This window comes from Hydrogenophaga sp. BPS33 (assembly GCF_009859475.1).
Classification (GTDB): domain Bacteria; phylum Pseudomonadota; class Gammaproteobacteria; order Burkholderiales; family Burkholderiaceae_C; genus Hydrogenophaga.
The window spans coordinates 2,218,650-2,237,708 of record NZ_CP044549.1 but is presented as its reverse complement, the minus strand read 5'-3'; the positions used below and the strand labels follow the sequence as shown (position 1 = coordinate 2,237,708).

The window sequence follows — 19,059 nt, the reverse complement described above, 5'->3', positions numbered from 1 at the left end:
AAAATCAGATGTCAACCTCGACGGAGTCGCCGTGCAACTCCATGAGTTCGCGCCGCGAAGCCGCTTCGCCCTTGCCCATCAGCTTGGTGATGAGCGCTTCGGTGCCGGCAAAGTCCACCGCACCGAGCACCACCGGCATGAGCCGGCGCGTGTCGGGATTGAGGGTGGTGTCCCACAGCTGTTCGGCGTTCATTTCCCCCAGCCCTTTGAAGCGGCTGATCTGGCACTTCTCGGGTGCCACGCCGTCCTTGGCGGACTTGTCCAGGATGGCATGCAGTTCGCCTTCGTCCAGCGCGTATTGTTTGGCCGCCGGCTTCTTGCCGCGCGCGGGAATGTCCACGCGGAACAGCGGCGGGCGGGCCACGAACACATGGCCGGCTTCGATGAGCTTGGGGAAATGGCGGAAGAAGAGCGTGAGCAGCAGCACCTGGATGTGCGAGCCGTCCACGTCGGCGTCGGAGAGGATGCAGACCTTGCCATAGCGCAGGCCGCTCAGGTCGGGTGAGTCGTTGGGGCCGTGCGGGTCGACCCCGATGGCCACCGAGATATCGTGGATTTCGGTGTTGGCGAACAGGCGGTCGCGCTCGACCTCCCAGGTGTTGAGCACCTTGCCGCGCAGCGGCAACACGGCCTGCGATTCCTTGTCGCGGCCCATCTTGGCGCTGCCGCCAGCCGAGTCGCCTTCGACCAGGAACACCTCGTTGTGCGCCAGGTCGCGGCTCTCGCAATCGGTGAGCTTGCCGGGCAGCACGGCCACGCCGGAGCCCTTGCGCTTCTCGACCTTCTGCCCCGCCTTCTGCCGCGACTGCGCGGCCTTGATGGCGAGTTCGGCCAGCTTCTTGCCGTAGTCCACGTGCTGGTGAAGCCACAGTTCGAGCGCCGGGCGCACGAAGCTGCCGACCAGGCGCACGGCATCGCGCGAGTTCAGGCGCTCCTTGATCTGGCCCTGGAACTGCGGGTCGAGCACCTTGGCGCTGAGCACATAGCTGGCGCGCGCGAACACGTCTTCGGGCAGCAGCTTCACGCCCTTGGGCAGCAGCGCGTGCAGCTCGATAAAGCTCTTGACCGCCTGGAACAGGCCGTCGCGCAGGCCGCTGTCGTGCGTGCCGCCGGCGCTGGTGGGAATCAGGTTCACATAGCTCTCGCGCACCGGCTGGCCGTCTTCGGTGAAGGCCACGCACCAGGCCGCGCCCTCGCCTTCGGCAAAGCTGTCGTGCCCGCTGTCGGCAAAGCCTTCGCCTTCGAACAGGGGAATGACGGGTTCGCCATTGAGCGTTTGCTGCAGGTAATCGCGCAGGCCACCCTTGTAGAGCCAAGCCTGCGTTTCCCTGGTCTTTTCGTTGACCAGCGTGACACTCACGCCCGGCATCAGCACCGCCTTGCTGCGCAGCAGGTGGGTGAGCTCGCCCATGGGCAGCGCGGCGGACTCGAAATACTTCGCATCGGGCCAGGCACGCACCGTGGTGCCCTGCTTGCGATCGTCTGCCCCCTTGGGCACGACCACCAGTTGCTCGACCACGTCGCCAGCCGCAAACGCCAGCTTGGCCACCTGGCCTTCGCGAAAGCTCGTCACTTCCAGGCGGGTGGACAGCGCGTTGGTCACGCTCACCCCCACGCCGTGCAGGCCGCCCGAGAAGCTGTACGCGCCACCCTTGCCCTTGTCGAACTTGCCGCCCGCGTGCAGGCGGGTGAACACCAGTTCGACCACGGGCGCTTTCTCTTCCGGGTGCAGGCCGAACGGGATGCCGCGCCCGTCGTCTTCCACGCTCACCGAGTGGTCCGTGTGCAGCGTGACCTTGATCTTCTTGCCGTGGCCGGCCAGGGCCTCGTCGGCCGCGTTGTCCAGCACTTCCTGGATGATGTGCAGCGGGTTGTCGGTGCGGGTGTACATGCCCGGCCGCTGCTTGACCGGCTCCAGCCCCTTGAGGACGCGGATCGAGCCTTCGGAGTATTCGTTGGGTGTTTGGGTCGCCATGGGGGCGGATTGTATGTCCCGAAGACTGTATGCAAATACAGACCTTGCATCTCTCCACGGGCGAGCGATGCGCGGGCTTCATCATTGGTGGCAAAAAAAATCAAGCGGGCGCGGCATGCCCGCGACAGGCAAAGCCCATCGGTCTTCGCTACAGTTCCCGCATGCCGACCAGCCCCCTCTCTCCGATGCCACCCCGCCTGTCCGCCGCGCAGGTGCTGGTGTGCGGCGCCATGATCGTCACGCTCTCCATGGGCATCCGCCACGGCTTTGGCCTGTGGCTGCAACCGATCACCCAGGCCCAGGGCTGGACGCGCGAGAACTTCGCCTTCGCCCTGGCGCTGCAAAACCTCTCCTGGGGCGTGTGCGGCATCTTCGCCGGCATGGCGGCCGACCGCTTCGGCGCCTTCCGCGTGCTGGTCGTCGGCGCCATGCTCTACGGCTTGGGCCTGGCCGGCATGGCGCTGACCACCACCCCTCTGACGTTCGCGCTGACCACCGGCGTGCTGATCGGCGCGGCGCAGGCCGGCACCACCTATGCCGTGGTCTATGGCGTGATCGGGCGGCAGATCCCGGCCGAGAAGCGCTCCTGGGCCATGGGCGTGGCGGCGGCGGCCGGCTCCTTCGGCCAGTTCCTCATGGTGCCGGTCGAAGGCTGGCTCATCAGCGGCATCGGCTGGCAGCAGGCGCTGCTGGTGCTGGGCCTGGTGGTGTTGCTGGTCGTGCCGCTGGCCATGGGCCTGCGCGAACCGGGCTTCGCCGCGGGCGCGCCGGCGCAACGGGAACAGACCATCGCGCAGGCGCTGCGCGAAGCCTTTCGCTACCGCAGCTTCCAGTTGCTCATGGCCGGTTATTTCGTCTGTGGTTTCCAGGTGGTGTTCATCGGCGTGCACATGCCCAGTTACCTCAAGGACAACGGCCTGTCGCCCCAGGTGGCGAGCTACGCGTTGGCGCTGATCGGCCTGTTCAACGTGATCGGCACGTACGCCGCCGGCACGCTCGGCCAGCGTCTGGCCAAGCGCCACATCCTGGCGTTCATCTACTTCGCGCGCGCCATCGCGATCAGCGTGTTCCTGATCGTGCCGCTCACACCCATGAGCGTGTATGTGTTCTCCGCCGTCATGGGCGTGCTGTGGCTCTCCACCGTGCCGCCCACCAACGCGGTGGTGGCCCAGATCTTCGGCGTGGCCCACATGTCCATGCTGGGCGGCTTCATCTTCTTCAGCCACCAGATCGGCAGCTTCCTGGGCGTGTGGCTGGGCGGCGTGCTGTACGACCAGACCGGCAGCTACGACATCGTGTGGTATCTGTCGATCGCGCTGGGTGTGTTCGCCGGCTTGATCAACCTGCCGGTGCGCGAGACGCCCATCGTTCGCGCGCCGCAGCGCGTGGGGGCGGCCGCGTGAACCGCAGCCGCGCCCTGCACCTGCTGGCCTGGGCCGCGGTCATGGCGGCCTTGCTGGCCACCTTCGCGCTCTACCACAGGCCCGATTTCCTGGTGAGCCTGGCAGACCAGCTCTGGAGCTGCTTCTGATGATGAAGACGGCGATCCAGCCTGCACAGCCCCTGCACCCACCCTCTTCCTGGATCCAGCGCTGGCACCACCTGGCCGCTCCCGGTGGGCGTGTGCTCGATGTGGCCTGCGGACCGGGGCGCCACCTGTACTGGCTGCACGCGCAAGGCCACCCCGTCACCGGGGTCGACCGCTCGCCCGAGGCCATCGCGAGCACGCTGCCGCTGGCGCAGGCGGGCGCGCGCATCGTGCAGGCGGACATCGAAAACGGGCCCTGGCCCTTCGAGGACGAGCGCTTCGATCTGGTGGTGGTGACGAACTACCTGTGGCGCCCACTGCTGCCCACCTTGCGCAACAGCCTGGCCGACGGTGGCGTGCTCCTGTACGAAACCTTTGCCAGCGGCAACGAAACCGTCGGCAAGCCCTCGCGCCCTGACTTCCTGTTGCAACCCGGCGAACTTTTACAAGCCTTCACGGGTCTGCACGTGGTCGCCTACGAGGATGGCTTCTGCGACCGTCCCGAACGCTTCGTCCAGCGGCTGGCGGCGGTGCGAAAACGGCCCGGAACGCCCGCCCCGCCCCCACGGTTTCGCCTCGACACCGCTGGGTAGAATGCAAGGTTCGCGCGCCGGCCGTGCCCACGTGGGGCCACTGGTGGACGCTCAAAATTCAAGTCTCAATCTATGACACCCATCACCGGCAGCATCGTGGCCCTGGTCACGCCCATGCACGAAGACGGCAGCGTGGACTACCCCACGCTGCGCAAGCTGATCGACTGGCACATCACCGAAGGCACCGACTGCATCGGCGTGGTCGGCACCACCGGCGAATCGCCCACCGTCAATGTCGAAGAGCACTGCGAGATCATTCGCGTCTCGGTCGAACAGGCGCGAACGCACGGCGCCAGGCGCGTACCCATCATGGCCGGTTGCGGCGCCAACTCCACGGCCGAGGCGATCGAGCTCGCGCGCTTCGCGCAGAGCGTGGGCGCCGACTGCCAGCTGCAGGTCGTGCCCTACTACAACAAGCCCACGCAAGAGGGCCAGTACCAGCACTTCAAGGCCATCGCCGAAGCCGTGGGCGATCTGCCCACCGTCCTGTACAACGTGCCCGGCCGCACCGTGGCCGACATGGCGCACGACACCGTGTTGCGCCTGGCGCAGGTACCGGGCATCGTCGGCATCAAGGAAGCCACCGGCAACATCGAGCGCGCGCAGTGGCTCATCCACGACCTGCCCAAGGGCTTCTCGGTCTACTCGGGCGACGACCCGACCGCCGTGGCGCTCATGCTGTGCGGCGGCCAGGGCAACGTCAGCGTCACCGCCAACATCGCACCGCGCCTCATGAGCGAACTGTGCGCCGCGGCCATCGCGGGCGACGTGAAGCGTGCCATGGCCATCCAGTACCAGCTGATGCCGGTGCACAAGAACCTGTTCGTCGAAGCCAACCCGATTCCGCTGAAGTGGGCGATGTCGCGCATGGGTCTGTGCAACGAGGCCATGCGCCTGCCGATGACGCCGATGACGCGCTCGCTCGTGCCCGCCGTGGAAGCGGCGCTGCGCGCCAGCGGCCTGCTTTCCTGACGCTGTCTCACCGCGCGTCTTCTTTTCTCCGTTTCCAACGAGCCTCCCCAACATGTCCATTCGCCACCCGATCCCGACCTTCACCCGAATCGGCCTGCTGGCCACCGCGACCGTTCTCGCAGCGGGCTGCTCGATGCTGCAAGAGGACAAGATCGACTACAAGAGCGCCCAGCGCGGCAGCACGCTGGACGTGCCGCCCGACCTGACCCAGCTCAGCCGCGACTCGCGCTACACCGTGCCCGGCGGCGTGGTCACGGCCAGCGGCTACCAGACCAGCCAGCCGTCGCAGGCCACCGCCGCGACCACCGCGGCCACCACCATTGGCGACGTGCGCATCGAGCGCGCGGGCAGCCAGCGCTGGCTGGTGGTCGACCGCCCCGCCGACAAGCTCTGGACACCGCTGCGCGACTTCTGGCAAGAGAACGGCTTCCTGCTCGACCTCGACCAGGAGTCCCTGGGCATCATGGAGACCGACTGGGCCGAGAACCGCGCCAAGCTGCCGCAAGACTTCATCCGATCGACCATCGGCAAGGTGTTCGACAGCCTGTATTCCACCGGTGAGCGCGACCGCTTCCGCACCCGCCTGGAGCGCACCGCCAATGGGGGCACCGAGATCTACATCAGCCACCGTGGCATGGTCGAGGTGTACTCCAACAAGGACAAGGACCAGACCGTGTGGCAGCCCCGACCGGCCGACGTGGAGCTGGAAACCGAATTCCTGCGCCGCCTGATGGTGAAACTCGGTGTGACCGAAGCCCAGTCGCAGGCGATTGCCGCAAGCGCGCCGGCGCAGCAGGCGGTGGCGCGCGTCACCCAGGTGAACAACGCGCCGGTGGTCCAGTTCGACGACAACTTCGACCGCGCCTGGCGCCGTGTAGGCCTCTCGCTGGACCGAACCGGCTTTACCGTGGAAGACCGCGACCGCAGCAAGGGCCTGTACTTCGTGCGCTACATCGAACCGGTGATGGACACCAAGCAGCCCGGCTTCTTCGCCCGCATGTTCGGCGCTTCCAAGACCGAAGCCGCCACCGAACGCTACCGCGTCGCGGTCACCAGCACCGACAACAAGACCACGGTCGCGGTGCTCGACAACCAGGGACGCCCCGATGGCTCCGCCGCCGCACAGCGCATCGCCAAGCTGCTGGCAGAAGACCTCAAGTAACGCCGACCCAGGGCGGTGCACCGCCCATGCAAAAAGCCACCGCAATTTCTTGCGGTGGCTTTTTTTTGTGATGGCGGCGGCCGCGAGGGCCACCGATCCGTCCGCGTTGCGTTACTTGTTGACCGTGGACTTGGCAGCGTCGGCAGCGGCAGCACCGGCTTCCTTGGCCTTGTCGGCCGCTTCCTTGGCAGCGTCCACCGCAGCGGCACCCATTTCCTTGGCCTTGTCGGCCGCTTCTTTCGCAGCGTCGACCGTGGCCGTGCCAGCTTCCTTGGCCGCATCCGCGGTCGCAGCACCGGCTTCCTTGGCGGCGTCGGCAGCAGAAGCACCGGCTTCCTTGGCGGATTCGGCAGCGCCGGCCATCGAAGGCGCAGCAGCGGGTTCAGCGGCAGGTGCCGGAGCGGCCACAGGGGCTTCTTCCTTCTTGCCGCAAGCGGTCAGGGCAAGAGCGGCGAGAACAGCGGTGAGCAGAATGGTTTTTTTCATGAGATGCGCCTCCAGGCAGGTATGTGTTGAACAGTTTGGATGAACGGAATGGAATCCCTCCGGTCGGCGGGATGATACGCCTCCCCAAATCGGTGCCATCGGCCACCATGGCGATGCCCCTCGACTGCCCGAGGTCGGCTCACAGGCCCAGCGTGGACGCTGGAAAGCCCGGCGCCCCCTTGTGCCACCACTGTTGAATCTGTTCCTGCAGGAGCACACGCCGCTCTGCACTGCGGCTGGCCACCAGGGTGGCGCGCGCGGTGTCCAGCCGCTGCAGCGTCCAGACCGGCGACCACAGCACGCTGGGCAGCTCGTCGGCCGATGCACTGGCACACGCCTGGGCCTCGACTAGGTGCGACCAGGTCACACGCCATTGCACGAAACGGGGATGCAGCTCCCGCAGCGGGCCGTACCCGCGCGCCAGCAATTGAAGCGAACGGCCGTGCGTGGACCAGGCGTTGAGCGCCTCCACGACCGCGCGGTCACCCAGAGGCCAGTCGGTGAAGTCGGCATCGCACAGCACGATGCGTGGCCATCCTTCCTGGGCCGCGGTGGCGAAGGCCTGGCGCACCAGGTCGGTGAACACCTGGCGGCCCGAAAGCCGGCCTTCGGGCAAGCCGTTGGTGGCGGGGGATTCTTCGGTCATGCACACCTCCTGCACGGCGCACCCATGGCAACGGGTCTTGCGCGAAGATCAGTCCGCCACCCGGAGCAACCACCCGGCATCGAACCAGTCTTCCAGCAAGGCCAAGGCACCCTCGCTGGCGCGCGCCACCTGGCGCTGGTCCAGGCCACGGTGATCCGCCAACGCGCGCATGAGACGCGCATCGGCGCCACCCGCCCGAAAGCTCTCGCCGTTGATGAACACATGCCGATCGTCGTACATCATGCGCGTGCGCCGGTCCAGCTGCAAGGCACCCGGGCTCCAGTCGGCGTCGGGTTCGTCGAACCACACGCGGGGCTTGGGCTCGGTCATCACTTCGCCCAGCGCACAGGCCAGGGAACCTCGTTCGGCCAGCAGGCGTTGCAGAGCATCGGCCGCGAAAGCTTCAAGGCCTGCGGGCATCGCTGCGGGGGTGGTGGTCGCGGGCTGCTGGGGATCGCGGTACAGCGCAGGGTCTTCGAATTCGTCGGCCATGCGCTGCAGCAACTCGCCCGCCAGGCCGCCGCGCTGCGGCGCGCGAAAACCGATCGAGTACGTCGAGCAGTCGCCGCCCACCGCATCGCCATCGTGCGCCCACTTCGGGGGCAGGTAGAGCATGTCGCCCGGCTCGAGCACGAATTCTTCCTCGGGTTCGAAGTGGCGCAGGATCTTCAACGGCACATCGGGTTGCAAGGACAGATCGGCCTGGCGGCCGATGCGCCAGCGCCGCCGTCCCGTGGCCTGCAGCAGAAAGACGTCGTAGCTGTCGAAATGCGGCCCCACGCCACCGCCATCGCTGGCCCAGGAGATCATCAGGTCGTCCAGGCGCGCGTCGGGCACGAAACGAAACTGCCGCAGCAGCGCGTGCGCGGCTTCGAGGTGCTGGTCCACGCCCTGCACGAGCAGGGTCCAGCCGGCCTGCTTGAGGGGCGGCAGCTGCTTCTTGTCCAACGGGCCCTGCTTGAGCGTCCAGCCCTGCAGCTTGCGCACGATCAGGCGCGACTCCACGGCTTCGTCGCCTGCCATGTCGAACAGTTGCTGGCGGCTCAGCAAGGGCGCAAACCCCGGCAGGGCCGCACGGATCAACAGCGGTTTTTTCTGCCAGTGGCGGCGCATGAACTGTGCCGGACTGAGACCACCCAACAAGGCCAAGGGCGCCTCTGGTGAGGGCAACGAAGACAGCGGCGTGGAGGGGGTCTTTGCGTGGGGCATGTGACAATTGTCGGATGAAAATCAACCAACAATGTGTCGTGGCGCTCACCTGGACCCTGAAGGACACTTTGGGCGAAGAGCTCGATGTGCTCGACGAGCCGGTGGAGTTCCTGGTCGGTGGAAACGATCTGCTGGCCAAGATCGAAGAGGCGCTGTTGCACCATTCGCCGGGCGACACGGTCGAGCTGCAGCTCGAACCGACCGATGCGTTCGGCGACTACGACGACCGCTTGCTGTTCCTGGAGCCGCGCCACCTGTTTCCAGACGACATCGAGGCGGGCATGGGCTTCGAAGGCTTGCCCCCAGGCAGCAATCCCTCGGCCCCGCAGGACCGACTCTACTTCGTGAGCGACATCTACCCCGACCACGTGGTGATGGACGGCAACCACCCGCTGGCCGGCATCGCGCTGCGCATCCGCCTGAAGGTCCACGCGGTGCGCGAAGCGCGCGAGGACGAAGTGGGCAAGGGCACGCTGGGCACCGGTTTCTTTCGCATGCAGATCGACGGTCCGGACGAACTGCAAGGCCCGGGCATCGACCCGCCCGGCCCAAGGACCTTGCACTAGAAAGCACCCCACCACGCTGCGCGCCCTTCAAAGGGACGATGCAAAGGGGCCAAGAGGCTCGGTCCCGTCAACCCAAAACACAGGACTCTCTCCGGCGCACGCGACTCATTCCAGAGGCATCGAGGGACGGCTACGCCGGCCCAAGATGCCGTCCCCCCTCGAAGCGCCGCAGGCGCGCTACAGAGGGGGAAGCCGCGTCAGCGGCGCAGGGGGGTGTTCACTTCACCCCGGTTGAACCGTAGCCGCCTGCGCCGCGTTCGCTCATCTCAGCGAAGTCGTTCACCACGTTGAACTGCGCCTGCACCACGGGCACGATCACCATCTGCGCGATGCGCTCCAGCGGCTCGATGGTGAAGGGCACCTCGCTGCGGTTCCAGGCGCTCACCATGAGCTGCCCCTGGTAGTCGCTGTCGATCAACCCGACCAGGTTGCCCAGCACGATGCCGTGTTTGTGGCCGAGGCCGGAGCGCGGCAGGATCATGGCGGCGTAGCCCGGGTCGGCCAGGTGGATGGCCATGCCGGTGGGCACCAGTTGCCAGGCATTGGGCGCCAGCGTCAGGGGTGCGTCCAGGCAGGCACGCAGATCGAGCCCGGCGCTGCCGGGTGTGGCGTAACGGGGCAAATGGTCCGCCACGCGCGGGTCCAGAACCTTGACATCGATGTGCATGCTCTCGCTCAGCTCCTTGTGGGGGTATTTGGGTGCTATTTCCTGAGGCTGTCGTTCAGCGCTTTCGCAGGATCTTCGGCATTCTGAGGCTCGTCCGCGGGTTCGGGAATCGGCACTTGCGCGGCCTCTGTGTTGCCGCCGGCTTCTTCTGGAGACTCCTGCGCCTCCTCTTCCATACCCGACATGTTGCGCAACATGTCGGTGACGGTCGCGTCGTCCACCTTGGCGGCGGCCTTGAGGTTACCCGAGACGATGTTCGGGTAGAACACGACGACGGCCACCATGATGAGCTGCAGAATGATGAAGGCGATCGAGCCCTTGTAGATCTGCCCAGTCGTCACGGCACGGATGCGCCGGCCGGTCACAGCGTCGTTGTAGTCCTCTCGCGGGGCCACACTGCGCAGGTAGAACAACGCAAAACCGAACGGCGGCGTCAGGAACGAGGTCTGCAGGTTCATCGCCAGGATGATGCCGAACCAGATGAGGTCGATGCCCAGCTTCTCGGCCACTGGCGCCAGCATCGGTACGACGATGAAGGCGATTTCGAAGAAGTCGATGAACATGCCCAGAATGAACACAAGCACGTTCACGAACAGCAGGAAACCGACTTGCCCGCCGGGCAGCTTGTCGAACAAATGCTCCACCCAGATGTGCCCATCGGCCGCATTGAAGGTGAAGCTGAACACCGTCGAGCCCACCAGGATGAACATGACAAATATGGACAGCTTGGTGGTGTTCTCCAGCGCTTGCTTGAGCAGCCCGAACGAGAGCGTGCGCCGTGCACTCGCCATGATCAGCGCACCCAGCGCGCCCATGGCACCGCCTTCGGTGGGGGTGGCCACCCCCAGGAAGATGGTGCCCAGCACAAGGAAGATCAGCACGAGCGGCGGGATCAGCACGAAGGTCACGCGTTCGCACAGGCGCGACAGCAGCCCCAGCTTGAACAGCCGGTTGAGCAGGGCGAGCCCCAGCGCGACGACAGCGGCGACCGTCATGGACATGATGAAGACTTCGTCGCCGGGTGCCGCCAGCTCCCGCCCCAGGAGCGGGTTCAAGATCGACTGGTGCACCTGCGACCAGGCATAACCCGTCGCCCCACACACGGCCAGCAGCACGAGCAGCGACACGTGGCCGCTGTCGCCGTTGGATTCGACATAGATGCGGGCTTCGGGCGGCAAAGCCGGTACCCACGCGGGCCGCACCAGCGCCACGACGGCGAGAAACAGGAGATACAAGCCCACAAGGGCAAGGCCCGGAATGAGCGCACCCGCGTACATGTCTCCCACAGAACGGCCCAACTGGTCCGCGAGCACGATCAGCACCAGCGAGGGCGGTAGCGCCTGGGCCAGGGTTCCCGAGGCGGTGATGGTGCCGGTGGCGATGGCGCGGTTGTAACCATAGCGCAGCATGATGGGCATGGCGATCAGGCCCATGGAGATGACCGAAGCCGCGACCACGCCGGTGGTAGCGGCCAGCAAAGCGCCCACCAGCACCACGGCCACGCCCACGCCGCCGCGCATCGGGCCGAACACCTGGCCGACGGTTTCGAGCAGGTCCTCCGCCATGCGGCTGCGCTCGAGGATGATGCCCATGAGCGTGAAGAACGGGATGGCGAGCAGCGTGTCGTTCTGGATGATGCCAAACACCCGCAGCGGCAGCGCCTGGAACAGGTTGGACGGAAACAGGCCCAACTCCATGCCGATCAGGCCGAAGAACAGGCCAGTGGCGGCGAGCGAAAACGCCACTGGAAATCCGCACAGCAGGAAAACCAGCAGGCCTGCGAACATCATTGGCACGAAGTTTTGCGTCAGCAGCTCGATCATGACGACGCTCCTGCGCGTTGCGCTTCTTTCTGCGCCAGGATGTCGTCGGCGAGCTGCTTGACTTCGTCAGGTACGGCGAGGCTGAGCACATCCGGTCCTCGTCCGGTGAGGAACGCGAAGCGTTTGATCAACTCCGAGACGGCCTGCAGGAACAGCAAGGCAAAGCCCAGTGGAATGAGGCCGTACACGGGCCAGCGGATGAGGCCGCCGGCGTTGGACGACATCTCGCCCGTCACCCAGGCGCGCTCGAACAGGGGCCAGCCCAGGGACGCCATCATGTAGCACAGCGGGAACAGAAAGCACAGGATGCCGACCACGTCCACCCAGTTGCGCCCGCGGGCACTGAAACGGCTGGAGATGAAGTCGATGCGCACATGGGCGTTGCGCAAAAAGGCATAGCCGCCGCCTAGCATGAACACCGCCGCGAACAGATACCACTGGATCTCCAGCAGGCTGTTGGAGCTGGTGCTGAACAGCTTGCGCACGATGGCATTGCCTGCGCTGACAAGGGTGGTGGCAAGGATGAGCCACATGGCCAACTTGCCGATCAGTTCGGCAAGCGCATCGATAACACGTGAAATTTTGAGCAAGAACGACATGGGGTTTCCCATTAGAGATGGCGCCTGTGGGCCGGGCGCAAGTCTACCGCCCTCGCTGCGGCTGGTCAGCGGTGGTTGCCCCCAGGGCAACCACCGGTTAGCGGTCGGAGGTTCAGAGCTTGGCGCGCTGCATGTAATTGTCGAACTGCGCTTCGGTAAATCGGAACCAGAGGTTCTGGTCTTTGCGGAAGTTGGAATAGTCGGTGTAAATCTTCTTCCACTTGGGATTGTTGGCGTTGTTCTCGGCGTACACCGCCATGGACTCCTTGAACGCCGCGTCCATCACCGCCTTGGGGAAGGCCAGTACCTTGGTGCCAGAAGCCACCAGTTGCTTCAAGGCCATCGGGTTGAGGGCATCGTATCTCGCCTGCATGGTCGTGTGGGCCAAGGCCGCGGCGGCTTCCACGATGGCCTTGTGCTCGGCAGACAGGCTGTTGTAGGCCTTGTTGTTCACGTACAGCGTGAGCTGCGGGCCTCCTTCCCACCAGCCGGGGTAGTAGTAGTACCGCGCCACCTTGTTGAAACCCAGCTTCTGATCGTCGTAAGGGCCGACCCATTCGCTGGCGTCGATGGTGCCCTTCTCCAGCGCCTGGTAGATCTCGCCGCCGGGGATGTTCTGCGGCACGCCGCCCATGCGGGTGAACACCTTGCCGGCAAAACCACCTATGCGCATCTTCAGGCCCTTGATGTCGTTGAGCGTTTTGATTTCCTTGCGGTACCAGCCGCCCATTTGCGCACCCGTGTTGCCCATGGGGAAGTTCACGATGTTGTAGCCCGCGTAGAACTCGCGGAACAACTTCAAACCGTTGCCTTCGTACATCCAGGCCGTCATCTGGCGGCTGTTGAGGCCAAAGGGAATGGCGCAGTCCAATGCAAAGGTATCGTCCTTGCCGAAGAAGTAGTAGGGGGCGGTGTGCGCGCATTCGACGGTGCCTTCCTGTACCCCATCGACGACCCCGAAGGGGGGCATGATCTCGCCCCCCGCGTGCACGGTGATCGAGAACTTCCCGCCCGACATTTCCCTGACCTTCTTGGCGAACACGTCAGCGGCACCGAAGATGGTGTCCAGCGCCTTGGGAAAGCTCGAAGCCAGTCGCCAACGGATGGCGGCCTGGGCATGCACAGCCGGTGCCACACCGGCGGCAAGCACGCCGGCGATGCCGGCGTGCTGGATGAGAGAACGACGATCCATTTGTAACTCCGTGGTTGGTATAGGCATACACCCGACCCACTCTGCGAACAGGCCGCAGACTCGAAAGTCCAACGAAATTCTAGGAATCGCCCTTCAGGGGATCTCACGGGTTTTCCCTCGAAAGAGGGCTCACGCGCGCGTGCCCTCAGCCTCCTGCAAGCTTTGCCGCCGCCGCTGGCGGCGCGGCTTCAGACCACGCGTTTGAGGGCGGGCGCGCCTTGCAATTGCGCACCAAAACGGGCGCGCACCGAGGCCTCGATGCCCGCCGCGTCCAGCCCCTCCAACGCCAGCAAACGGGCGGGGTCGCCGTGCTCGATGAAGGTATCGGACAAGCCCAACTGCAGCACCGGCAGCACCAGGCCTTCGGCCTGCAGCGCCTCCAGAACGGCCGCGCCCGCGCCACCCTGGACACAGCCTTCTTCGACTGTCACCAGCGCCGCGTGCGTCTGGGCGAGTTCGCGCAGGAGATCGAGGTCCAGCGGCTTGACCCAGCGCATGTTGGCCACGCTCGCACCCAGTGCTTCGCCCGCCGCGAGCGCGGGTTGCAGCAGCGTGCCGAACGCCAGAATGGCCACGCCGCTGCCGCGGCGGCGCAGTTCGCCACGGCCAAATGCAAGGCCTTCCAGGCCTGCCGGTTGCGCCACGCCCGCACCAGCGCCGCGCGGATAGCGCACCGCCACCGGGTGGTTCTGTGCAAAGGCGGTGCTCAGCAGTTGGCGGCATTCGGCTTCGTCCGCCGGGCAGGCCACGGACATGTTGGGAATGCAGCGCAGGTAGGCGATGTCGTAGGCGCCTGCGTGGGTCGCGCCGTCGGCGCCCACGAGGCCGGCGCGGTCGAGCGCGAACACCACGGGCAGGTTCTGCAAGGCCACGTCGTGGATGAGCTGGTCGTAGGCGCGCTGCAGGAAGGTGGAGTAGATCGCCACCACGGGCTTGAGGCCTTCGCAGGCCAGGCCGGCGGCAAAGGTGACCGCATGCTGCTCGGCAATGCCCACGTCGAAGTAGCGCGCGGGGAAGCGGCGTTCGAACTCGACCATGCCCGAGCCTTCGCGCATGGCGGGCGTGATGCCGACCAGCCGCGGGTCGGCCTCGGCCATGTCGCACAACCATTTGCCGAACACCTGGGTGAAGGTGGGCTTGGGTGGGGTGGCGGGCTTGGTCAGCCCCACCGAAGGGTCGAACTTGCCCGGACCGTGGTAGGCCACGGGGTCGGCTTCGGCGAGCTTGTAGCCTTGCCCTTTCTTCGTGACCACGTGCAGGAATTGCGGACCACTGTCGGTCTCGAGCAGGTGGCGGATGTTCTCCAGCGTGGGGATCAGCGATTCCAGATCGTGGCCGTCGATCGGGCCGATGTAGTTGAAGCCGAATTTCTCGAACAGGGTGGCCGGCACCACCATGCCCTTGGCATGTTCCTCCAGGCGCTTGGCCAGTTCGAACAACGGCGGCGCGCCCTTGAGCACCTGCTTGCCCACGTGCTTGGCGGCGGCATAGAACTGGCCGCTCATGAGTTGCGCCAGGTAGCGGTTGAGCGCGCCCACTGGCGGCGAGATCGACATGTCGTTGTCGTTGAGCACGACCAGCAGGCGGCCATCGGCCACACCGGCGTTGTTCAGTGCTTCGAATGCCATGCCGGCGGTCATGGCGCCATCGCCGATGATGGCGATGGACTTGCGCTGCTCGCCCTTGAGCTTGGACGCCAGGGCCATGCCCAGCGCGGCCGAGATGCTGGTGGACGAATGCGCGGTGCCGAAGGTGTCGTACTCGCTCTCGTCGCGGCGCGGGAAGCCGCTGATGCCGCCCAGCTGGCGCAGCGTGTGCATGCGCTCGCGCCGGCCGGTGAGGATCTTGTGCGGATAGGTCTGGTGGCCCACGTCCCAGACCAGGCGGTCGTCGGGCGTGTTGAACACGTAGTGCAAGGCGACCGTGAGCTCTACCGTGCCCAGGTTGGAACTGAGGTGTCCGCCGGTGCGCGACACGCTGTCGAGCACGAAGGCGCGCAACTCGTCGGACAGGGGCTTGAGCTGTGTGCGCGAGAGTCGGCGCAGGTCGGCCGGCGTATCGATGGACGACAACAGGGAACTCATGGGAGGCGTCGCTTGGGTCATGGGTGTGGCGGCCTGGCGAGGCTCATCAGGTAACACGCCGCCCGACCCAATCGGCCAGGGCGTGCAAGGTGCGGGTGTCGTTCAGGCCGCAGCGGCGCAGGGCATCGTGGGCCTGGTCCAGCACGCGGTCGGCATAGCCCTGGGCCTGGGCCAGGCCCATCAGGGAAACGAAGGTGGGCTTGTCGGCGGCGGCATCCTTGCCGGCGGTCTTGCCCAGGGTGGCGGAATCGGCGGTGACGTCCAGGATGTCGTCGACCACCTGGAAGGCCAGCCCCACACAGGCGCCGTACTGCGCCAGCGCGGCTTGCGTATCGGACGCCACCTGGCCGCTGGCCGCGCCCATGGCCACACTGGCCTGCAGCAGAGCGCCGGTCTTGCGGCGGTGCATGGCTTCGAGCGAGGGCAGGTCGAGAAACACACCCACGCTGGCGAGATCGACCGCCTGGCCACCGGCCATACCGTCGGCACCCGCGGCCAGCGCGAGCAGGCGGCACAGGCGAGCGCTCATGGCGTCGCCCATGCTGCCGTCGCCGGGCACCAGGAGTTCAAAGGCCAGCGCCTGCAAGGCATCGCCGGCCAACAGGGCTTGCGCCTCGCCGAATTGCACGTGCACCGTGGGCTTGCCTCGGCGCAGCACGTCGTTGTCCATGCAGGGCATGTCGTCGTGCACCAGCGAATACGCGTGGATGAGCTCCACCGCGCACGCCGCGCGCATGGCCGCCGCGGCTTGCCCGCCCACCGCCTCGCAGGTGGCCAGCACCAGCAGGGGACGCAGCCGTTTGCCGCCGTCGAGCACGGCGTAACGCATGGCATCGCCCAGGCCAGCGGGTGCGCCGGCGCACACCCAGCGGTCCAGCGCACGCTCCACCGCCTCCTGCTGCGATTGGCGCCAGGCCACGAAGTCGGTGTCGCAGGAAAGAACCGCGCTCAATTGGCGTCCCACGGTTTGAGGGTGCTGCCTTCAAGCACCTTGATCTGGTCCTCGACTTCGTCCAGCCGTGCTCGGCAGAAGGTGAGCAATTCGGCGCCGCGCTGGTAGCGCGTGAGCAATTGGTCCAGGGGCAGCTTGCCGGCATCGAGTTGTGCAACAAGTTGTTCGAGCTCTTCCAGTGCCGCCTCATAGCTGGTCGCCGGGGCGGGCGTGGCGGCCTCTCGGGGAGCGCGAGAAGAAGTGGGTGTAGGCATGGTTTTCGATCGGCTGAGGCCCTTGCCCACCACTGGAGTGGGCGCAGGCCATGCGCCGTTGGCGCGGCCGTGGGAGGGCTCATGAAAAGGGCATTTTATGCCCGCGAAGGGCATTTCCCCCTGGGGGTACAATCCGCGTTCCTTTTTTCGCCCCCACTCTTTACCACGGACAGCTTCTGTCCGGAGGGACGCACCACCCACCCACCCCGCGCGAATTCGTCTGACGAGCACAGCGCTTACCCTGCCCCTTCATAGGGGGAGTCTTCAGGTCAGGACCGCATGTCTGATTTAAGTCTTCAACTGCAGCAGGCCGCAAGCCAACTTCCGGTTTCCAGCTACTTCAGCGAGGCGCTGTTCCAGCGCGAAAAGGAAACACTCTTCCAGCGCGGGCCCCGGTACGTGGGGCACCAACTCTCGGTCCCCAACGTCGGCGACTACCACGCGCTGCCCCATGAGAATGGCGGCCGCGCACTCGTGCGCACCGCCAAGGGTGTCGAACTGGTGTCCAACGTCTGCCGCCACCGCCAGGCCGTCATGCTCACAGGCCGCGGCAACCTCGCGGACACGCGCAGCGGCAGCGCCGGCGGCAACATCGTCTGCCCCTTGCACCGCTGGACTTACAGCGGCGCGCACGGCGAGAAGGCCGGGCAGTTGCTGGGCGCGCCGCATTTCGAGCAGGACCCTTGCCTCAACCTCAACAACTACGCCTTGCGCGAATGGAACGGCCTGCTGTTCGAGGACAACGGCCGCGACGTGCAGGCCGACCTGGCCCACATGGGGCCGCGCGCCGCACTCGACTTCGAGGGCATGGTGCTGGACCACGTGGAAATCCACGAGTGCAACTACAACTGGAAGACCTTCATCGAGGTCTACCTGGAGGACTACCACGTCGCGCCCTTCCACCCGGGACTGGGCGGCTTCGTCACCTGCGAGGACCTGCGCTGGGAGTTCAAGTCCGAGTACTCGGTGCAGACGGTCGGCCCGGCCAACCTGCTGGGCAAGGCCGGCAGCCCCGTGTACCAGCGCTGGCATGAGCAGCTGATGCAGTACCGCCAGGGCAAGATGCCCGAGCACGGCGCGATCTGGCTCACCTACTACCCGCACATCATGGTCGAGTGGTACCCGCACGTGCTCACGGTCTCCACCCTGCACCCGGTGAGCGTGGACAAGACCATCAACATGGTCGAGTTCTACTACCCCGAGGAAATCGCTGCGTTCGAGCGCGAGTTCGTCGAGGCACAGCGGGCCGCGTACATGGAAACTTGCATCGAGGACGACGAGATCGCCGAGCGCATGGACGCGGGCCGCAAGGCCTTGCTGGCGCGCGGCGACAACGAGGTCGGCCCCTACCAGAGCCCGATGGAAGATGGCATGCAGCACTTCCACGAGTGGTATAGGGGGAGGATGAGCCCCTCTGCGCCTTCGGTGCGCTGAACGTGCAAGCCCTGTGGATGTTGCTGGCCGCGTTTTTCTTCGCGGCCATGGGCGTGTGCGTGAAGTTCGGCTCGGCCCACTTCACGAGCCTGGAACTGGTGTTCTACCGGGGACTCGTGGGCGTCCTGGCCCTGGCGGTGCTGATGCGCGGCCAAGGCGTCTCGCTGCGCACCCGCGTGCCCATGATGCACGCATGGCGCGGCGTGGTCGGCACGACCGCGCTCGCGGCCTGGTTCTATTCGTTCGTTTCGCTGCCCGTGGCCACAGCCATGACGCTCAACTACATGAGCAGCGTGTGGATCGCCACCTTCCTCATCGGCGGCGCGCTCCTGCTGCAAGGCCGGCAGGCACCGATCCGGGAGCAGGCCCCTTTGTTTCTGTCCGTGCTCGCGGGCTTCGGTGGCGTGGCGATGATGCTGCGCCCCACCCTGGCCCCCGATCAGGTCGTCGGCGCATTGGCCGGCCTGCTCTCGGGCATCTTCACCGCCCTCGCCTATCTGCAGGTCGCAGGGCTTGCGCGCGCGGGCGAGCCCGAGCTGCGCACCGTGTTCTATTTCAGCCTGTGCGCTACCCTGGCGGGCGCCATTGGCATGCTGTTCACCGGCACCAGTGAATGGCGCTGGCCTTCTGCCCTGTGGCTGCTGCCCATCGGACTGCTGGCCGTGCTCGGGCAGCTGTGCATGACCCGGGCGTACTCCCGAGGGGCGACGATGGTGGTGGCCAATCTGCAGTACTCGGGCATCGTGTTCGCGGCCTTCTTCGGCCTGCTGTTCTTCGGCGAAGCCTTGCCCCTGATCGGTTGGTTGGGCATGGCGCTCATCATTCTGAGCGGTATTGCGTCGACGGTGCTGCGCGTGCGTGCCGTGCCCAATGCCCCAGCGGAGGACCACTGAGCGGGTCCTCCCTCACAATGTCCG

At 66.1% G+C, this 19,059-nt stretch carries 19 protein-coding genes; 8 read left to right on the top strand and 11 right to left on the bottom strand.

Annotated features, from left to right (window positions below):
* Nucleotides 1-4 precede the first annotated feature (4 nt).
* On the bottom strand, nucleotides 5-1,975 hold the full coding sequence (locus F9K07_RS10445) for a DNA topoisomerase IV subunit B (RefSeq protein ID WP_159592503.1): 1,971 nt from the start codon (nucleotides 1,973-1,975) through the stop codon (nucleotides 5-7).
* 161 nt (nucleotides 1,976-2,136) lie between these two features.
* Between F9K07_RS10445 and F9K07_RS10440 the strand changes: the two genes are divergently transcribed.
* The 5 genes from F9K07_RS10440 to bamC all read left to right on the top strand — a co-directional run bounded on the left by F9K07_RS10440 (nucleotide 2,137) and on the right by bamC (nucleotide 6,230).
* Nucleotides 2,137-3,378 (top strand): MFS transporter, encoded by a 1,242-nt coding sequence (locus tag F9K07_RS10440; protein WP_159592500.1) that lies wholly within the window; start codon nucleotides 2,137-2,139, stop codon nucleotides 3,376-3,378.
* On the top strand, nucleotides 3,375-3,506 hold the full coding sequence (locus tag F9K07_RS32080) for a hypothetical protein (protein ID WP_268894752.1): 132 nt from the start codon (nucleotides 3,375-3,377) through the stop codon (nucleotides 3,504-3,506). Before F9K07_RS10440 ends, F9K07_RS32080 begins: the two co-directional genes overlap by 4 nt.
* A complete protein-coding gene (locus tag F9K07_RS10435; protein WP_236581880.1) occupies nucleotides 3,506-4,096 on the top strand; it encodes a class I SAM-dependent methyltransferase in 591 nt (196 codons plus the stop codon). The genes F9K07_RS32080 and F9K07_RS10435 overlap by 1 nt, the downstream gene beginning before the upstream one ends.
* 72 nt (nucleotides 4,097-4,168) lie before the next feature.
* Nucleotides 4,169-5,068 (top strand): 4-hydroxy-tetrahydrodipicolinate synthase, encoded by a 900-nt coding sequence (gene dapA / locus F9K07_RS10430; protein ID WP_159592497.1) that lies wholly within the window; start codon nucleotides 4,169-4,171, stop codon nucleotides 5,066-5,068.
* Nucleotides 5,069-5,138: 70 nt separating this feature from the next.
* Nucleotides 5,139-6,230 (top strand): outer membrane protein assembly factor BamC, encoded by a 1,092-nt coding sequence (gene bamC / locus F9K07_RS10425; RefSeq protein ID WP_442907434.1) that lies wholly within the window; start codon nucleotides 5,139-5,141, stop codon nucleotides 6,228-6,230.
* A 111-nt stretch (nucleotides 6,231-6,341) separates the two neighbouring features.
* Here the strand turns inward: bamC and F9K07_RS10420 are convergent, their stop codons facing one another.
* The 3 genes from F9K07_RS10420 to F9K07_RS10410 all read right to left on the bottom strand — a co-directional run bounded on the left by F9K07_RS10420 (nucleotide 6,342) and on the right by F9K07_RS10410 (nucleotide 8,571).
* On the bottom strand, nucleotides 6,342-6,716 hold the full coding sequence (locus F9K07_RS10420; protein ID WP_159592491.1) for a hypothetical protein: 375 nt from the start codon (nucleotides 6,714-6,716) through the stop codon (nucleotides 6,342-6,344).
* A gap of 139 nt (nucleotides 6,717-6,855) precedes the next feature.
* Entirely contained in the window at nucleotides 6,856-7,362 is a 507-nt protein-coding gene (locus F9K07_RS10415; RefSeq protein WP_159592488.1) for a hypothetical protein, read from the bottom strand.
* Between the two features lie 48 nt (nucleotides 7,363-7,410).
* A complete protein-coding gene (locus F9K07_RS10410) occupies nucleotides 7,411-8,571 on the bottom strand; it encodes a JmjC domain-containing protein (RefSeq protein WP_159592485.1) in 1,161 nt (386 codons plus the stop codon).
* Between the two features lie 14 nt (nucleotides 8,572-8,585).
* Here F9K07_RS10410 and F9K07_RS10405 point away from each other — a divergent pair, with 14 nt between their 5' ends.
* Nucleotides 8,586-9,137, top strand: a complete 552-nt coding sequence (locus F9K07_RS10405; protein WP_159592482.1) for an FKBP-type peptidyl-prolyl cis-trans isomerase — start codon at nucleotides 8,586-8,588, stop codon at nucleotides 9,135-9,137.
* A 217-nt stretch (nucleotides 9,138-9,354) separates the two neighbouring features.
* Here the strand turns inward: F9K07_RS10405 and dut are convergent, their stop codons facing one another.
* The 7 genes from dut to xseB form a co-directional block, all read right to left on the bottom strand.
* A complete protein-coding gene (gene dut / locus F9K07_RS10400; RefSeq protein ID WP_159592479.1) occupies nucleotides 9,355-9,804 on the bottom strand; it encodes a dUTP diphosphatase in 450 nt (149 codons plus the stop codon).
* 35 nt (nucleotides 9,805-9,839) lie between these two features.
* Nucleotides 9,840-11,627 carry a TRAP transporter large permease gene (locus F9K07_RS10395; protein WP_159592476.1) on the bottom strand — a complete coding sequence of 596 codons (1,788 nt, stop codon included), beginning with the start codon at nucleotides 11,625-11,627 and terminating at the stop codon, nucleotides 9,840-9,842.
* Nucleotides 11,624-12,226 (bottom strand): TRAP transporter small permease subunit, encoded by a 603-nt coding sequence (locus F9K07_RS10390; RefSeq protein ID WP_159592473.1) that lies wholly within the window; start codon nucleotides 12,224-12,226, stop codon nucleotides 11,624-11,626. Before F9K07_RS10390 ends, F9K07_RS10395 begins: the two co-directional genes overlap by 4 nt.
* Before the next feature lie 112 nt (nucleotides 12,227-12,338).
* Entirely contained in the window at nucleotides 12,339-13,418 is a 1,080-nt protein-coding gene (locus F9K07_RS10385; RefSeq protein ID WP_159592470.1) for a TRAP transporter substrate-binding protein, read from the bottom strand.
* A gap of 188 nt (nucleotides 13,419-13,606) precedes the next feature.
* On the bottom strand, nucleotides 13,607-15,502 hold the full coding sequence (dxs, locus tag F9K07_RS10380; protein ID WP_159592467.1) for a 1-deoxy-D-xylulose-5-phosphate synthase: 1,896 nt from the start codon (nucleotides 15,500-15,502) through the stop codon (nucleotides 13,607-13,609).
* Nucleotides 15,503-15,548: 46 nt separating this feature from the next.
* Nucleotides 15,549-16,466 (bottom strand): polyprenyl synthetase family protein, encoded by a 918-nt coding sequence (locus tag F9K07_RS10375; RefSeq protein ID WP_442907412.1) that lies wholly within the window; start codon nucleotides 16,464-16,466, stop codon nucleotides 15,549-15,551.
* Nucleotides 16,451-16,708 (bottom strand): exodeoxyribonuclease VII small subunit, encoded by a 258-nt coding sequence (gene xseB, locus F9K07_RS10370; protein WP_159592464.1) that lies wholly within the window; start codon nucleotides 16,706-16,708, stop codon nucleotides 16,451-16,453. The genes F9K07_RS10375 and xseB overlap by 16 nt, the downstream gene beginning before the upstream one ends.
* A 279-nt stretch (nucleotides 16,709-16,987) precedes the next feature.
* Here xseB and F9K07_RS10365 point away from each other — a divergent pair, with 279 nt between their 5' ends.
* Complete coding sequence (locus F9K07_RS10365; RefSeq protein WP_159592461.1) at nucleotides 16,988-18,142, top strand: aromatic ring-hydroxylating oxygenase subunit alpha; 1,155 nt, start codon at nucleotides 16,988-16,990, stop codon at nucleotides 18,140-18,142.
* A 2-nt stretch (nucleotides 18,143-18,144) separates the two neighbouring features.
* Entirely contained in the window at nucleotides 18,145-19,035 is an 891-nt protein-coding gene (locus tag F9K07_RS10360; protein WP_159592458.1) for a DMT family transporter, read from the top strand.
* Nucleotides 19,036-19,059 lie beyond the last annotated feature (24 nt).

Coding starts and splice junctions, on each gene's coding strand:
- F9K07_RS10445 (WP_159592503.1), bottom strand. CDS start 1,975: ATGGCGACCCAAACACCCAACGAATACTCCGAAGGCTCGATCCGCGTC.
- F9K07_RS10440 (WP_159592500.1), top strand. CDS start 2,137: ATGCCGACCAGCCCCCTCTCTCCGATGCCACCCCGCCTGTCCGCCGCG.
- F9K07_RS10435 (WP_236581880.1), top strand. CDS start 3,506: ATGATGAAGACGGCGATCCAGCCTGCACAGCCCCTGCACCCACCCTCT.
- dapA (WP_159592497.1), top strand. CDS start 4,169: ATGACACCCATCACCGGCAGCATCGTGGCCCTGGTCACGCCCATGCAC.
- F9K07_RS10420 (WP_159592491.1), bottom strand. CDS start 6,716: ATGAAAAAAACCATTCTGCTCACCGCTGTTCTCGCCGCTCTTGCCCTG.
- F9K07_RS10415 (WP_159592488.1), bottom strand. CDS start 7,362: ATGACCGAAGAATCCCCCGCCACCAACGGCTTGCCCGAAGGCCGGCTT.
- F9K07_RS10410 (WP_159592485.1), bottom strand. CDS start 8,571: ATGCCCCACGCAAAGACCCCCTCCACGCCGCTGTCTTCGTTGCCCTCA.
- F9K07_RS10405 (WP_159592482.1), top strand. CDS start 8,586: ATGAAAATCAACCAACAATGTGTCGTGGCGCTCACCTGGACCCTGAAG.
- dut (WP_159592479.1), bottom strand. CDS start 9,804: ATGCACATCGATGTCAAGGTTCTGGACCCGCGCGTGGCGGACCATTTG.
- F9K07_RS10395 (WP_159592476.1), bottom strand. CDS start 11,627: ATGATCGAGCTGCTGACGCAAAACTTCGTGCCAATGATGTTCGCAGGC.
- F9K07_RS10390 (WP_159592473.1), bottom strand. CDS start 12,226: ATGTCGTTCTTGCTCAAAATTTCACGTGTTATCGATGCGCTTGCCGAA.
- F9K07_RS10385 (WP_159592470.1), bottom strand. CDS start 13,418: ATGGATCGTCGTTCTCTCATCCAGCACGCCGGCATCGCCGGCGTGCTT.
- dxs (WP_159592467.1), bottom strand. CDS start 15,502: ATGAGTTCCCTGTTGTCGTCCATCGATACGCCGGCCGACCTGCGCCGA.
- xseB (WP_159592464.1), bottom strand. CDS start 16,708: ATGCCTACACCCACTTCTTCTCGCGCTCCCCGAGAGGCCGCCACGCCC.
- F9K07_RS10365 (WP_159592461.1), top strand. CDS start 16,988: ATGTCTGATTTAAGTCTTCAACTGCAGCAGGCCGCAAGCCAACTTCCG.